The organism is Desulfovirgula thermocuniculi DSM 16036 (assembly GCF_000429345.1).
Classification (GTDB): Bacteria; Bacillota; Desulfotomaculia; order Desulfotomaculales; family Desulfovirgulaceae; genus Desulfovirgula; species Desulfovirgula thermocuniculi.
In genome coordinates this window covers 45,309-59,204 of sequence record NZ_AUBR01000006.1, presented here as the reverse complement: position 1 = coordinate 59,204, position 13,896 = coordinate 45,309, and the positions used below count along the sequence as shown (strand labels likewise).

13 protein-coding genes are annotated in these 13,896 nt (G+C 64.8%); all 13 read right to left on the bottom strand.

Annotated elements, in window-relative coordinates; genetic code table 11:
- Positions 1-6 precede the first annotated feature (6 nt).
- The 13 genes from G454_RS0102565 to G454_RS0102505 all read right to left on the bottom strand — a co-directional run bounded on the left by G454_RS0102565 (position 7) and on the right by G454_RS0102505 (position 13,818).
- Complete coding sequence (locus G454_RS0102565; protein ID WP_027717338.1) at positions 7-360, bottom strand: small basic family protein; 354 nt, start codon at positions 358-360, stop codon at positions 7-9.
- A 4-nt stretch (positions 361-364) separates the two neighbouring features.
- The gene (locus G454_RS0102560) at positions 365-1,066 is read right to left on the bottom strand and encodes a DUF881 domain-containing protein (protein WP_027717337.1); all 702 of its coding nucleotides are present in this window, start codon (positions 1,064-1,066) and stop codon (positions 365-367) included.
- Between the two features lies 1 nt (position 1,067).
- The gene (locus G454_RS0102555; protein WP_245574287.1) at positions 1,068-1,775 is read right to left on the bottom strand and encodes a DUF881 domain-containing protein; all 708 of its coding nucleotides are present in this window, start codon (positions 1,773-1,775) and stop codon (positions 1,068-1,070) included.
- Positions 1,776-1,788: 13 nt separating this feature from the next.
- Entirely contained in the window at positions 1,789-2,487 is a 699-nt protein-coding gene (locus tag G454_RS17380; protein WP_051275785.1) for a cell division protein FtsQ/DivIB, read from the bottom strand.
- Positions 2,488-2,555: 68 nt separating this feature from the next.
- Positions 2,556-3,809: a UDP-N-acetylglucosamine 1-carboxyvinyltransferase gene (gene murA, locus G454_RS0102545; RefSeq protein ID WP_027717335.1), complete on the bottom strand. Its 1,254-nt coding sequence runs from the start codon at positions 3,807-3,809 to the stop codon at positions 2,556-2,558.
- A gap of 4 nt (positions 3,810-3,813) precedes the next feature.
- Positions 3,814-4,734, bottom strand: a complete 921-nt coding sequence (gene murB / locus G454_RS0102540) for a UDP-N-acetylmuramate dehydrogenase (RefSeq protein ID WP_027717334.1) — start codon at positions 4,732-4,734, stop codon at positions 3,814-3,816.
- Positions 4,731-6,110, bottom strand: coding sequence for a UDP-N-acetylmuramate--L-alanine ligase (murC, locus tag G454_RS0102535; protein ID WP_035106656.1), 1,380 nt, complete (start codon positions 6,108-6,110; stop codon positions 4,731-4,733). Before murC ends, murB begins: the two co-directional genes overlap by 4 nt.
- A 170-nt stretch (positions 6,111-6,280) precedes the next feature.
- Positions 6,281-7,381 (bottom strand): undecaprenyldiphospho-muramoylpentapeptide beta-N-acetylglucosaminyltransferase, encoded by a 1,101-nt coding sequence (murG, locus tag G454_RS0102530; RefSeq protein WP_245574290.1) that lies wholly within the window; start codon positions 7,379-7,381, stop codon positions 6,281-6,283.
- A gap of 19 nt (positions 7,382-7,400) precedes the next feature.
- Positions 7,401-8,540, bottom strand: coding sequence for a putative lipid II flippase FtsW (gene ftsW / locus G454_RS0102525; protein ID WP_245574286.1), 1,140 nt, complete (start codon positions 8,538-8,540; stop codon positions 7,401-7,403).
- A complete protein-coding gene (gene murD / locus G454_RS0102520; RefSeq protein WP_035106654.1) occupies positions 8,533-9,897 on the bottom strand; it encodes a UDP-N-acetylmuramoyl-L-alanine--D-glutamate ligase in 1,365 nt (454 codons plus the stop codon). The genes ftsW and murD overlap by 8 nt, the downstream gene beginning before the upstream one ends.
- A gap of 42 nt (positions 9,898-9,939) precedes the next feature.
- Positions 9,940-10,938, bottom strand: a complete 999-nt coding sequence (gene mraY, locus G454_RS0102515; protein WP_169719298.1) for a phospho-N-acetylmuramoyl-pentapeptide-transferase — start codon at positions 10,936-10,938, stop codon at positions 9,940-9,942.
- On the bottom strand, positions 10,931-12,325 hold the full coding sequence (locus tag G454_RS0102510; RefSeq protein ID WP_245574289.1) for a UDP-N-acetylmuramoyl-tripeptide--D-alanyl-D-alanine ligase: 1,395 nt from the start codon (positions 12,323-12,325) through the stop codon (positions 10,931-10,933). Before G454_RS0102510 ends, mraY begins: the two co-directional genes overlap by 8 nt.
- 2 nt (positions 12,326-12,327) lie before the next feature.
- Positions 12,328-13,818: a UDP-N-acetylmuramoyl-L-alanyl-D-glutamate--2,6-diaminopimelate ligase gene (locus G454_RS0102505; RefSeq protein WP_027717327.1), complete on the bottom strand. Its 1,491-nt coding sequence runs from the start codon at positions 13,816-13,818 to the stop codon at positions 12,328-12,330.
- Between the last annotated feature and the right edge of the window lie 78 nt (positions 13,819-13,896).

Genomic DNA, 13,896 nt, shown 5'->3' with positions numbered 1-13,896 from the left:
TTTTTCTTAACCGCGCTTTATGCCCCGCACCAGGTGACGGCGGATAATGGCCAGGTTCTGGAACAGCCTCACGCCAAAGGCCACCACCGCCGCCAGGTAGAGGTCGATCCCCAGCCGCTCCCCGATGTAGGCCAGCCCGGCGGCCAGCAGGGCGTTGGCGAAAAAGCCGGAGAGAAAGATGGTGTGATCGAAGTGTTCCTCCATGGCCGCCCGCACGCCACCGAAGACCGAGTCAAGGGCCGCCAGGACGGCTACGGAAAGGTACTTAGCGTGCGCTTTGGTTAAAACCATGGGTATGTTCAACCCTACGATGACCCCCAGGATGAGGCCGAGCAGGGTCAACCAGACGCCAAGCCACATTTTTTCACTCCTTCACCACCGGTTTGGCATAGCGGAACTCCAGCGGGCGGTTGTAGCCCGGCACGGTGAGGCGGTCGTGGGCCTGTATTTTCACCTGCACCCCCAGCTCCTGTAAATACTCCACCAGGCCCCCGGGTATTTCCAGGGCGCTGCGCAAGTTCCCGGGATTGCCTATGGCCAGGATGTGGTATGGGGGGACCAAGCGGGTCAGGTTGACGTTGATGAAAGGCGCCGCCCAGCGTATTTCGCTGGTGGCCACAATGCGCTGGCCGTTAATGGAGATGGCCTCCGCCCCGGCGCCCCGCAGCTCGTTGACCACCCGCAGGAGGTCCTCGTCGCGGATCACGTAAAGGCTGGTGGCCCAGCCGCGGTTTGCCGGGGGGTTGTCCAGGGTCACTTCAACGCCGGGGCCGGTGACCGGCACCAGGCCGGCCAGCAGCCTGGCCTTTTCCAGCTCCCCCTCCAGGGCTTTTTCGGCTTCCGCCTGGCCCTGGCCGGCCTGCTGCAGCTTTGCCGAGAGGTCGCTGGCCTCTGCGGCCAGCTTTAACTTTTCCTTCTCCAGCTGGCGGAGCTCAACGGTCAGTTCCTGCACGCGGCCCAGGGACACGCCCTGCTCGATGTAGCGCACCACGCGGAACTGAAACACCAACAGCACGCCCAGGATCATGGCCACCAGTGAGAGGCTCAAGTAAGTCGGCCACTTCACTTTACTGACCTTCCCCTCCAGCGGGCTTTGCGTACTCGAGGCGCACACCCCCGGCATAGGCGGGGATCCGCAGTTGCTCCACCCGCTTGATATCTACCTGAATGCCCCAGAACTGCAGCTGCTCCACCACCCCTCCCCGCATGCGCAGGGAGCCGATCAGGTTGTCCGGATCCCCGATGGCCGCAATGACAAAGGGAGGGGTGAGCCGCTGGTTGCGGTTGGTAAGTATGGTCGGGCCGATACAACGGATCTCGCTGGTGGCCAGCAGGCGCCGCCCGTTTATGGCCAGGGCTTCCGCACCGGCGGCTTTCAGCTCATTGATGATCTTCAGCACGTCCTCGTCGTGCAGGACGTAGAGGTTGGGATTCTCCCCGGGCCTGGCGGCACGGTTGCTGTCGTTCAAGGTGACCTCCACGCCCGGGCCCACCACTTCCACCATGCCGGCCAGGATGCGTACCCGGTTTAACTCCTCCTTTAGGGCCTTCACCCGCGGCCCGGCTGCGGCCTGGTCCAACTGCGCGCGCAGGTCGTTGACCTGCCGCTGGAGGTCGTCCCTTTCCTTCCTAGCCTGGGCGACCTCGGCGGCCAGGGTCTGGGTCTGCTTAATGGAAGGCACCTCCTGCACGTCCCTGGCCAGGCGGAACTGCACGGCCAGCATCAGGCCCAGGATCAGCCCGGCAAGCATGAAGGTCCAGGATAGCTTCTTCACGCCCGCCCCCCCTTTAACGGGCATACTTAACTACGGGCACCCCGCTCAAGTCTATGTAAGCTATGCGGCGGTCGCGTACCTGCCGCAGGATCTGCTGCAGGAGGGCCAGCTTCTGCTCCAGGTTGCTGGCATTGCCCAGCCGGCACTCCACCCCTTCCAGGGTGTAGAGCACCAGCTGCCCCTGCCCATTAATATGTACTTCTGAAAGTTCTTTCAGTAAAGTTTCGGGAAACCTGTCCACAACCTGTAGGGTGGCGCGCAACCTTTCGTCCCGGACCACCTCCCCCGGCGCCAGCGGGGAAACGGGAAACCCGGTAATGACCGGGAAGCTGTCGTTAACTCCCCCTTCCTGCAGGCAAACGCCCTCACGGTCCACCTGCACGAACCCGCCGGGCGTGGGCAGGAGGGCCAGCGGCTGCCTCTCGCGCACGTTTATGACAATGCGCGAGGGAAAATCCCGGCAGATGACCACCTCTTTTACCAGGGGCAGGGTGCAGATCCTGCCCTGCGCTTCCTTTAAGTTTTGCTTAAAAATGTTGGTTCCGGGAACGATGCCGGAAAGCTCGACGATCTTTGCCGCCGGCAGCTGACGGTTGCCGGTAACCACAATTTCCCGCACCTCAAACAAGGGGGAACCCAGAAGGACAAAGGCGGCCAGGAGGAGGACGAAGGCAAAGAGCATCTTATCCCAGAGGTATTTCCTGCCATTCAATTCCATCACTCCAATATATTATAACACCGGCCATTGCTTGTCCACGGAGAAACTAAAAAAGAGGCCCGTTAAGCGGGTACCCTCAATATCCTGGCCCCCAACTGCGCGTACTTCTGCTCCAGCCTCTCGTACCCCCGGTCGATGTGCTCCACGCCGTCCACCACGGTGCCGTTTTCGGCAGCCAGCGCCGCCAGCACCAGCGCCGCCCCCGCCCGCAAGTCCGTGGCCACCACCGAGGCTCCCGTCAGCTTTTCCACGCCCTTGACAATGGCCGTCTGCCCCTCCACCTTGATGTTTGCCCCCATGCGCCGCAGCTCCCCGGCCTGCTTAAAGCGGTTCTCGAAAATGGTTTCGGTAATGATGCTGGTTCCCTCGGCCAGCGCGGCCAAGGCCATCATTTGCGGCTGCATGTCGGTGGGGAAGCCGGGATAGGGCAGCGTTTTAATGTCCACCGCCCGCGGGCGGCTTCTCGCCGCCACCCTCACCCAGTCGTCCCCCACCTCCACCTCCAGCCCCATCTCCCGCAGCTTGGCCAGCACGGGCTCCAAATGTTCGGGAATCACGTTGGTCACCCTCACGTCGCCTCCCGTAATGGCGGCGGCCACCAGGTGCGTGCCCGCTTCAATGCGGTCGGGTATGACCGTGTGTTCTACCGAAGAGAGGTGCTCCACTCCCTCGATGCGGATAACGTCCGTCCCCGCCCCCTTGATGCGCGCGCCCATGCGGTTTAAAAAATTCTGCAGGTCGACAACTTCCGGCTCCTTGGCGGCGTTGCGAATTACCGTTACACCCCTGGCCAGCACGGCGGCCATCATGATGTTTTCGGTGGCCCCCACGCTGGGCACGTCCAGGTGTATCTCCGCACCCACCAGCCGGGGAGCCTCCACGGTGATATATCCAAAGCGCTCCTCAATCCTGGCCCCCATGGCGCGCAGGCCTTTTAAATGGAGGTTCATGGGGCGGGAGCCAATGTTGCACCCCCCGGGATAGGAGATGCGCGCGCAGCGGAACCTCCCCACCAGGGGACCCAGCACCAGGTTGGAGGCCCGCATGCGTCGCATCAGCTCCTCGCCGACCTCCAGGTTCTGCACGCCGGTGCTGTCCACGCGCACCACATCCCCATGGCGGTAAATCCTGGCTCCCAGGTAGGAAAGCACCGCGCACATGGTGTCCACATCTTTTAAAGCCGGCACGCCGGAAATGACGTTGGGGGCACCGTGCAGGAGGCAGGCCGCCAGTATGGGCAGGGTGGCGTTCTTGCTGCCGCTTACCCGGATCTCACCCCGCAGGGGCTTACCGCCCGTAATGAAGTACCTGGCCATGCTGTCACCCCGCTTCCTCCTCGCCGAGAATCTGCACTTCCAGGTTAAGAAGTATGCCGAACTGCAGGTAGACCCTCTGCTGTACCTGCCGGATGAGACTTTCCACATCCCGGGCGGTAGCTCTCCCCAGATTGACGATGAAGTTGGCGTGAACCAGAGAAACCTGCGCGTCGCCTTCCCTCAAGCCCTTGCAGCCGGCCCTTTCAATTAACCAACCAGCCGCATGTTGGGGCGGGTTCTTAAAGACGCTCCCCGCGCTGGGATAGGACAGAGGCTGGGTGGCCCGCCGCCGCTCTAGATACCTTTTCATCTCCCGGGCTATTGAAGCGGGGTCCTTCTTCACCCCCCGGCAGGTCACCTCCACCACCACCAGCGACCCCCCCAGCAGGCTGCTGGTGCGGTAGCCGAACTGCAGGCTGGCCGCCGGGAGACGCTCCAGCTCCCCGGCCCGGTTCATGACCAGCACCTCCTGCACCAGGTCGGCCATGCACGACCCGTTGGCCCCGGCGTTCATGACCACGGCCCCGCCCACCGTGCCGGGTATGCCCGGGCTGAACTCAAACCCGCCGATGCCGCCGGCCTGGGCGAGAGCGGCCAGCGTTCCCAGCCCCATCCCCGCCCCGGCCACAATGGTGGTTTCCCCAACGCGGTGCCAGCTTAAGCCCCGGCCTATCTTAACCACCACGCCGCGAATGCCCCCGTCGCGCACCAGGAGGTTCGACCCGTTGCCGATAAAATATACGGGCAGGCCGCGCCGGTGCACCCAGGTCACCGCCCGGGCCAGCTCCTCCAGCCCTGCGGGCTCCACAAAGATGTCCGCCGGCCCCCCGATGCGCCACGTGGTGTGCAGGGCCATGGGCTCGTCGGCCTTCACCTGCCCGGGCAAGAGCGCGCTGAGTTCCCTGAAGGCAGCAGGATCTCTCATATTGCTTTCTCCTTTAATCTTTTCACCAGCTCCACGCCGTAGGTCCAGACGTTGCCGGCGCCCACGAACATCACGAGATCCCCCGGCAGAACTCGCTCCAGGAGGTAAGAGACAATTGCCTCCCTGCCGGGCAGGTAGATTACCGGCGGCCGGCCGTGCGCCGTAACGGCCCGCACGATGAGGCGCGCGTCCACTCCCGCCAGGGGGTCCTCTCCGGCGCCATAAATCTCGTCTACGAGGAGCAGGTCGGCATCCTCAAAGGCACCGCCAAAGCGGTCGTGCAGGAGCGCGGTCCTGGTGTAGCGGTGCGGCTGGAAGACCACCACCAGCCGCCTGGGCGCCAGTTGCCGGGCCGCCCGCAGCGTGGCCTTTATTTCCGTGGGGTGGTGGGCGTAGTCATCCACCACCGCCACGCCCCCCACCTCACCCAAGGGCTGGAAGCGCCTCTTCACGCCGCGGAATTCTTTTAGCGCGGCGGCTGCCGCGGGAAAATCCACGCCGGCCCAGCGGGCAGCCGCCACCGCCCCCAGGGCGTTGAGCAAATTGTGCTCGCCCGGCACAGAGAGTTCCAGGATACCCAGATACTTCCCCTGGTAGTAAACTTCGCCGCGCGGGGAGCGACCTTTAGCATCCAGCGTCCTCAAGGTATAATCGTTGCCCGGCCCGCAGCCGTAAGTAATTACCCGGCAGCGCAAGTCCCCCACCGCCTCCCTCACATTTGGATCGTCGCCGCAGGCCACGACCGCCCCTGTAGGGGGCACCTTGCCCATGAAGCGGCGGAAGGCCTCCTTAACCCCGGCCAGGGAGCCGTAGTAGTCGAGGTGGTCGTCTTCGATGTTGGTCACCAGCACCGCCAGGGGGTCAAGCTTTAAAAAGGAACCGTCGCTCTCATCCGCCTCGGCCACCAGGTAATCTCCCCGCCCCAGCTTGGCGTTGCCGCCCAGCTCATCCAGCTCCCCGCCGACAATCACGGTGGGGTCGCGCCCGGCCCTCTCCAGGATGAGGGAGAGCATGGAAGTGGTGGTGGTCTTCCCGTGGGCTCCGGCCACGGCAATGCCCTTTTGCCGCTTCATCAGCCAGGCCAGGAGTTCCCCGCGGTGGACTACCGGAAGGTTTCTTTCTCTTGCCGCCACAAGCTCCGGGTTGTCGGGCTTGATGGCTGAAGAGACGACCACCATCTGCGCCGCGCCCAGGTGGCGCGGGTCGTGCCCAAAATAAATAACTGCCCCCCGTGAGGCCAGGCGGGTGGTGGCCTTTGAGGCTGCCAGGTCGGAGCCGCTCACCTTATGCCCGAGGTCCAGCAAAATGCTGGCCAGGGCGCTCATGCCGGCACCGCCAATGCCGATAAAGTGCACCCAAGCCGGAATCTCGTGCAAGAACTTTCCTCCCCCTTTACCTGCGCGTGGCCTCAAGGTCTTTTGCTCGGTACACACCCATATTATGCCCGGGGCCTTTTTTGTGTGCCCCTGCCGGACGGCGGGTAACCCCGTCTCGGCAAGCTTGTCCCCGCAAAGGACAGCCTCGCCGGGCAAGGCCCGCCCGCAAGCTACCCCATGATTTCCTCCACCAGCGCCAGGATGCTTTCCAGGGCCTGCGGGCGGCCCATGCTCCTGCTGGCCCGGGACATGGCCCTAAGCCTCTCCGGCTGCTCCAGCAGGCCGCGTAAAACTTCCGCGAGCAGCCGCCCCGTAAGCTGGCGGTCCGGCACCACCAAGGCCGCCCCTGCCTTTTCCAGCACGCGGGCGTTGTGCTCCTGGTGGTTGCCCGTGGCAAAGGGATAGGGGACGAGCACGGCCGGCAGGCCAGCGGCGGTCAGCTCCGCCAGAGTAGCCGCCCCGGCGCGGCAGATGGCCAGGTCGGCGGCGGCCAGGGCGCGGGGCATCTCGTGGAGGTAAGGCACAAGGATAATATTGCCATTTTGGGTCATCCTTAAACCACTGCCGGCGGCCTGCTGCAGGAAGCTTTCGTACTGGCCGGGCCCCGTCACGTGCAGAAAGTATACTCCCTCCCGGCCCTGGAACTCTTTTAACACCTCGAGCATGGCCTCGTTGATGCTCCTGGCCCCCTGGCTGCCCCCGAAGGAAAGCACGAGCAGGGCTTCCGGCGGAATGCCCATGGCTCGGCGCGCCTCGTCCCGCCGCCAGGAAAGCACTTCCGCGCGCACCGGCAGGCCGGTCACGGCCACCCTGGCCCGCCGCGGCAAGTATCTACGCGCCTCCTCAAAGGTTAAGGCCACCCGGGTGACAAAGGGAGCCAGCAGGCGGTTGGTGAGGCCGGGCAGGGCGTTCTGCTCGTGGATGAGGGTAGGCAGGCCCAGGAGGGCGGCGGCCAGGATTACCGGCCCGCAGACGTAGCCGCCGGTGCCGATGACCGCCCGCGGGCGGAATTCCTTTAGCACTTTGCGCGCCACCCACACCCCCCTTGCCGCCCGGTAAAGGGCCACCAGGTTCTGCGGGGAGGGGCGGCGCTTCAGGCCCGCAAGCGCCAGGGGATAGAAAGGGATGCCGGCCCTGGGCACCAGTTCCTCCTCCAGGCCCCCGGCCCGGCCGATGTAGAGCACTTGCGCCGCCGGATACTTTTTTAACAAGCCCTGGGCAATGGCCAGGGCAGGATAGATGTGCCCACCCGTGCCACCGCCGGTTACCACAAAGCGCAATTAAGCCACCTCACTGCCGCGCGCCGTAGCGGGAAATGTTTAGCAGGATGCCCACACCCAGGAGGTTAAAGACCAGGGAGGTACCCCCAAAGCTGATAAAAGGGAGGGTGATGCCCGTTACGGGGAGGGAACTGGTGACCACGCCGATATTGATGATGGCCTGGATGCCGATGCCGGAGACGATGCCTGCCGCCAGCAGGCTCCCAAAGGGGTCGGGAGCGGTAATGGCCACCTTTAAGCCCCGCCAGATAAGGATGATAAAGAGAATGATGACCACGGAGGCCCCGATGAAGCCCAGCTCCTCGCCGATGACGGCAAAAATGAAGTCCGTCTGCCTTTCGGGGAGGTAGAGAAACTTGGAGTGGCGGCCCTGCCCCAGCCCCGTCCCTAAAAGCCCGCCGGAGCCCAGGGACATGAGGGAATTCAGGATGTGCCAGCCGGACCCGGAGGGATCCTTTTCCGGATCCAGGAAAGCCAGAAAGCGCCTCATGCGGTAGGGCTCAAGCCAGATGGCCAGGGCCAGGGCTGCGGCGCCGAAGACGCCGAGGATGCCCAGGTGCACCAGGGAGGCCCCGGCGGCAAAGAGCATGAGGACAATGGTGGCGGCTATGGTTACTGCCGTTCCCAGGTCGGGCTGCATGAGGATGAGGCCCGCGGCCAGCCCCGTGACCAGCAGGTAGGGCAGCATGCCGCGGCGGAAGTTGGTCACCTGCTCCGGGCGGCGCGAGAGGCCGTAGGCGGTAAAGATGATCAGGCAGAGCTTGGCCAGCTCGGAGGGCTGGAAACTCAAGGGGCCCAGGTTGAGCCAGCGCTGGGCGCCCAGCTTGGAAACCCCTATGCCCGGCACAAGCACGGCAATGAGCAGGGCAAAGGCAAGGGCCAGCAGGAGCACCGCCCACCTTTTCAGCCGCCAGTAGTCGTAGTTCATGGCCGCAAACATGAGCGTCAATCCCAGCAGGGCCCATATGGACTGGCGGATGAGGAAGTGGAAGGGGTTGTTGAAGGGCGGGAACATGGCGTAGTAATAGCTGGAGCTGAAAACCATGACAATGCCTATGCCCAGCAGCACCAGGACGGTGAGAAAGAGGATGAAGTCCGGCGGCCGCCTGCGCAGGGCCATGCGATCCACCCCCACAAGATTGTCACGCACCGGCCAGCTCCCGCACGATCTCCTTGAAGCGGTCGCCCCGCTCCTCGTAATTTTTAAACATATCCCAGCTGGCGCAGGCCGGGGAGAGCAAAACCACATCGCCGGGCCTGGCCAGGCGGTGGGCGGTGAGGACGGCCTCCCGCAGGTCGGAAGCCCGGTAAACCTCGCTCATCCCGGCTACCCTGGCCGCCTCCGCCACCTGCGCCGCGCATTCGCCCAGCACCACCAAGGCCCGCGCCTTCTTCTTGACTACCTGTGCAAACGCCGTAAAGTCGCTCCCTTTGTTTCTCCCCCCCGCAATTAAAACAATAGGGCGGTCAAAGGCCTCCAGGGCCCTGATGCTGGCCTCGGGGTTGGTCCCCTTGGAGTCGTTAACATAGGCCACCCCGTTGATTTCCGCCACCAGCTCCAGGCGGTGGGGAACGCCGGGAAAGCGGCGCAGGGCGGCGGCTATCTTTTCCCCTGTGATCCCCCACCACCAGGCGCAGGCCACGGCGGCCAGGGCATTTTCGAGGTTGTGCAGCCCCGGTAAGGGCAGGTCTCCCGCGGGCAGGAGGGGGTACGTCTTTCCCCGCTCCTTTACGGTTATCCACCCGTCTCGCAAAAAGGCCCCTTCCGCCAGGTCCTCCCGGCGGCTGAAAAAGACCACGCGCCCCGGGCAGCGGGAGGCCAGGCCCCTGGTCAGGGGGTCGTCAAAGTTCAGCACGGTGACGTCCTCTTCCGTCTGGCGGGCAAAAATGCGCGCCTTGGCCGCCACGTACGCCTCCATGGTCCCGTGCCGGTCCAGGTGGTCGGGGGTAATGTTTAAAACGGCGGCCACGCGGGGGCGGAAGGTGTCGGCCGTTTCCAGCTGAAAGCTGCTCACCTCCAGCACGATGGCGTCCCGGGGGCCGTAGCCCTCCACCTCGGCAATAAACGGCCTGCCGATGTTGCCCGCCACCAGCGTCTTAATACCCGCCTCCCGGAAAATCTGCCCCGTGAGGGCCGTGGTGGTGGTCTTGCCGTTGGTGCCGGTAATGGCCACCACCGGCGCCCTGGCCTGCCGGAAGGCCAGCTCCAGCTCCCCGGTCACGGGAATGCCCAGGGCGCGGGCCTGCACCACCACCGGAAGGGAGGGCGGAACCCCGGGGCTTAGGACCACCAGGTCAAAGCCGCCCGTTTCCAGGGCGGGGTACCCCCCCAAGATAAGCTCCACCCCCGGCGGTACCAGCGAGGCCACAGGCTGCTCAAAGGCAGGAGCCTCTTTCTGGTCAGCCAGGACTACTTTTGCCCCCTTCTCTGCCAGGTAGCGGCTTGCCGCCAGGCCGCTCTTACCCGCGCCGATGACGAGAACCTTTTTGCCGCGCCAATCTTCCATGGTCAATCCAGCCTTCTCCTCCCGTTTGCACCGCACCCGATTTTAACCCAGCTGGTAAAGCCCGGCCAGCCCCAGCAGGGCCAGGCCCAGCGCCATCCCCCAGAAGGTCAGCACCACCCTCTGCTCGCTCCAGCCCCCCAGCTCAAAATGGTGGTGCAGGGGGCTCATGCGGAAAACCCGGCGGCCAAAGAGCTGGAAGGAAATCACCTGGATGATCACCGAGAGGGCCTCCAGGACGTAAATTCCCCCGATGATCAGCAAGAAAAGCTCGCTCCTGGTGAGGACGGCTGCCGCCCCCAGGGCTCCCCCGAGGGCCAGGGAACCGGTGTCGCCCATGAAGACCTTTGCCGGGTGATAGTTGTAAACCAGGAAGCCCAGGCACCCGCCCATCAGCGCCGCCATGACCACCGCCAGCCCGATCCTGTCCAAGATAAGGGCAATAAGCAAGAGGGCTCCCGCCGCCCACACGGTCACCCCGGCGGCCAGGCCGTCCAGGCCGTCGGTGAGGTTTACGGCGTTGGCTGTACCGACCATCACGAGGGCGGCAAAGGCCAGGAAACCCCACGTCCCCAGCTCCAGCTTCAAGCCGCCGGGAACCCAGAAGCCGCTAAAGGGGACCACCACATCCGTACCGCGGCCAAAGGAAGAAACCGCCAGGAAAGCCAACAGGAGGCTTAAGATCACCTGCCCCGCTATCTTTTCCCTCGCCCGCAGCCCCAGGGGCCGCTTGAGCACCACCTTGATGAAATCGTCCAGGAAGCCAATTAAGGCGAAACCGCAGGTAACCCCCAGGACCACCAGGGCTTCGGCATAACCGCGGGCAAACCACAGCACGGCGCAGGCCGTGCCTGCCAGAAACATGAGCCCGCCCATGGTCGGCGTGCCCGTTTTGGAGAGGTGCCTGGCCGGCCCGTCGTAGCGCACCACCTGGCCAAACTTCAGGTAGCGTAGCAGGGGTATGAGCACCGGCCCCAGGGCCACGGTTACCGCCAGGGAAAGAAGCAAGGCCTTGCCCAAGAGCAACCAGGTTTCGCTACCCATCATTTCCCACCTGCAGGTGCCTGCGCACTTCCTCGTATATTTCTTCCATGCGCATTCCCCGCGAGCCCTTCACCAGCACCACGTCCCCGGGGCGGATGACTTCCTTCAGGAAGGCCGCGGCCTCCCCGCGGGAGGCAAAGTGCGCGGCGCGGCCTGCCGGCATCCCGGCTTCCAGGGCGCCGCGTACGTAGTGAACGGCCAGGTCTCCCACGGCCACCAGGTAGTCGGCAACGCCCGCCGCCAGGGAGCCGATTTGCCGGTGGCTTTCGGGTCCGGCCTCTCCCAGCTCCAGCATGTCGCCCAGCACGGCAATGCGCCTCCTGCCCGCCCCCACCTCTGCCAGGACGGAAAGCGCCGCCCTGGTGGAGGCCGGGTTGGCATTGTAGGCGTCGTTAATTACTTTCACCCCTGCACCGGGGAACTCCACCACTTCCAGGCGCATGGGCGTCAGCTCCGCCCCGGCCAGACCGGCGGCAATGTCCGCAAAGGGCACCCCCAGCGCCCAGCCGACGCCGGCGGCGGCCAGAGCGTTTTCCACGTTGTGCCTGCCCAAAAGGGGCAGGAAGACCTCCCCGCCCTCCCCGGAGGGGAGGCGCAGGTAAAAGCGGCAGCCGCCCTGTACCGCACGTAAGTTCTCGGCCAGCACGTCCGCCTCCCCGTCAAGGCCGAAATAATACACCCTCCCGCGGCAGCGGGAGGCCTCCCTCCGGATATACGGGCTGTCGCGGTGCAGGAAGGCAAAGCCGTCCGGGGGAACGGCTTCCAGAATTTCCCCTTTGGCCCGGGCAATGCGGTCCACCGAGCCCAGGCGCTCGAGGTGGGCCTCGCCGATGTTGGTAATGACCGCCCCGTTGGGCCGGGCCAGGCGGCAGAGAAAGGCTATCTCCCCGGGCCCGCGCATGGCCATCTCCACCACCAGGGCCTCATGGCCCTCCGCCAGCTCCAGGAGGGTCAGGGGAAGACCTATCTCGTTATTGCGATTGGCCGTGGTCTTTAGGGTTTTAAAGCGCCGCGCGAGGACGGCAGCCACCAGGTCCTTGGTGGTGGTCTTGCCCGAGCTGCCGGTTACCCCGATGACCGGGATTTTAAAGGCCTCCCGGTGGTAGCGGGCCAGCTGTTGCAGGGCGCAGAGCGTGTCGCGTACCCGGATTACCGCCGCGCCCGGGGGTAAGTCCGGCACCTCCCGCTCCACCACCACCCCGGCGGCGCCGGCAGCCACCGCCCGGGCGGCAAATGCGTGGCCGTCATGCCGCTGCCCCCTGAGGGCAAAAAAAAGCTCCCCGCCGCTAAGCGTCCGGCTGTCAATGGAGACGGCGCGCACGCGAAGGTCCGGGTTCCCCCGGCAAAGCTCTCCCTCAACCGCCCGGGCAATTTCCCCCAGGGTCATGTTCAGCACGGCTGCTCACCCCGGCAGCCCCTGATTTCCGCGATGGCCTTCATAATTTCCTCCCGGTCGTCAAAGGGGTACCTGGTGGTGCCGATGATCTGGTAGTCTTCATGACCCTTGCCGGCCACGAGGAGCGTATCTCCCCTCCGGGCCTCCCGCACGGCCAGGCGGATGGCCTCCCTCCTGTCGGGCACCACGAGGTAATCGGGCCGCACCCGCCTTACCCCCTCCTCAATCTGGGCAATGATCTGCAAGGGGTCCTCCGTGCGGGGGTTGTCGGAGGTGATGATCACCACATCGCTCAGGCGGGCGGCAATTTCGCCCATCAGGGGCCTTTTGGTGCGATCCCGGTCGCCGCCGCAGCCAAAAAGGCATATGAGGCGGCCCCCGGTTATCTGCCGCGCCGTGCACAGCACGTTTTCCAAACCGTCGGGAGTGTGGGCATAATCCACAATGGCCGCAAAGTCCTGGCCGCAGTCCACCAGTTCAAAGCGACCCCTCACCCCCCTCACCTGCTCCAGGGCGCGCACGGCCACCTCCAGGGGCACGCCGCCTGCCCCCGCCGCCGTGAGGGCGGCCAGGGCGTTATAAACGTTGAAGTACCCGCTCAGCTGCAGGTGCACCCTCGCCTTCCCCCAGGGGGTATGCGCCGTAAAAGAGACGCCGCGGCCTGTCACGCTAATGTCCCCGGCGTGCACGTCCGCCCCGCCGCCGGTCCCGTAGGTGTAAACGGGGACGTGGCAGGCGCTTTTAAACTCCCCGCAGTGGGGGTCGTCGGCATTAAGCACCGCCACGCCCGCCTTGCCCCCCGCGCCGAGTTCCCGGAAGAGCTTGAGCTTGGCCGCCAGGTAGTCCCGCATATCCCGGTGGAAGTCGAGATGGTCCTGGGTAATGTTGGTAAACACGCCGCAATCAAAGGCGCAGCCCGCCACGCGGTGCAGGGCCAGGGCGTGGGAACTTACCTCCATGACCGCGGTGGATACCCCCTCCCTCACCATTTCCGCGAGCAGCGCCTGCAGGTCCAGGGACTCCGGCGTAGTGTGGGTTACCGGCAGGCGGCGGTCGCCAATCCAGTTGGCGATGGTGCCGATGAGGCCCACCTTTTCCCCGGCCTCCCGGTAGATGGCTGCGAGGAGGTGCGTGGTGGTGGTCTTGCCGTTGGTGCCCGTGACCCCGATGAGCCTCAACTTCCGGGAAGGGTGACCGTAAAAGCGGGCGGAAAGAAGCGCCAAGGCCAGGCGGCTGTCGGCAACCCGCACCCAGGCCACACCATGGGGCAGGGGTACCTCCTTTTGCACCACCACGGCCACCGCTCCTGCCTCCAGGGCCTGGCGCACAAAGCGGTGGCCGTCGGTGGCAAAGCCCTCCACGGCCACAAAAAGGTAGCCCGGCTGCACCCGGCGGGAATCGTAGGCCATCCCCCTGACCTCCGCATCTTTATCCCCTCGCGCCTCCAAAAGCGGTAAATCCCTAACCAGCTCGCTAAAGAGCAATCCAAACCCTCCCCGTCCCTATTCCCCGGTTATACTACCACCGCGCCATTGTTTTGGCAACCCGGCCCCTATATTCTT

Bases quoted from the DNA above. Each gene is read 5' to 3' on its own strand.
- G454_RS0102565 (WP_027717338.1), bottom strand. From the start codon at position 360: ATGTGGCTTGGCGTCTGGTTGACCCTGCTCGGCCTCATCCTGGGGGTC.
- murA (WP_027717335.1), bottom strand. From the start codon at position 3,809: ATGGCCAGGTACTTCATTACGGGCGGTAAGCCCCTGCGGGGTGAGATC.
- murB (WP_027717334.1), bottom strand. From the start codon at position 4,734: ATGAGAGATCCTGCTGCCTTCAGGGAACTCAGCGCGCTCTTGCCCGGG.
- murD (WP_035106654.1), bottom strand. From the start codon at position 9,897: ATGGAAGATTGGCGCGGCAAAAAGGTTCTCGTCATCGGCGCGGGTAAG.
- mraY (WP_169719298.1), bottom strand. From the start codon at position 10,938: ATGGGTAGCGAAACCTGGTTGCTCTTGGGCAAGGCCTTGCTTCTTTCC.
- G454_RS0102510 (WP_245574289.1), bottom strand. From the start codon at position 12,325: ATGACCCTGGGGGAAATTGCCCGGGCGGTTGAGGGAGAGCTTTGCCGG.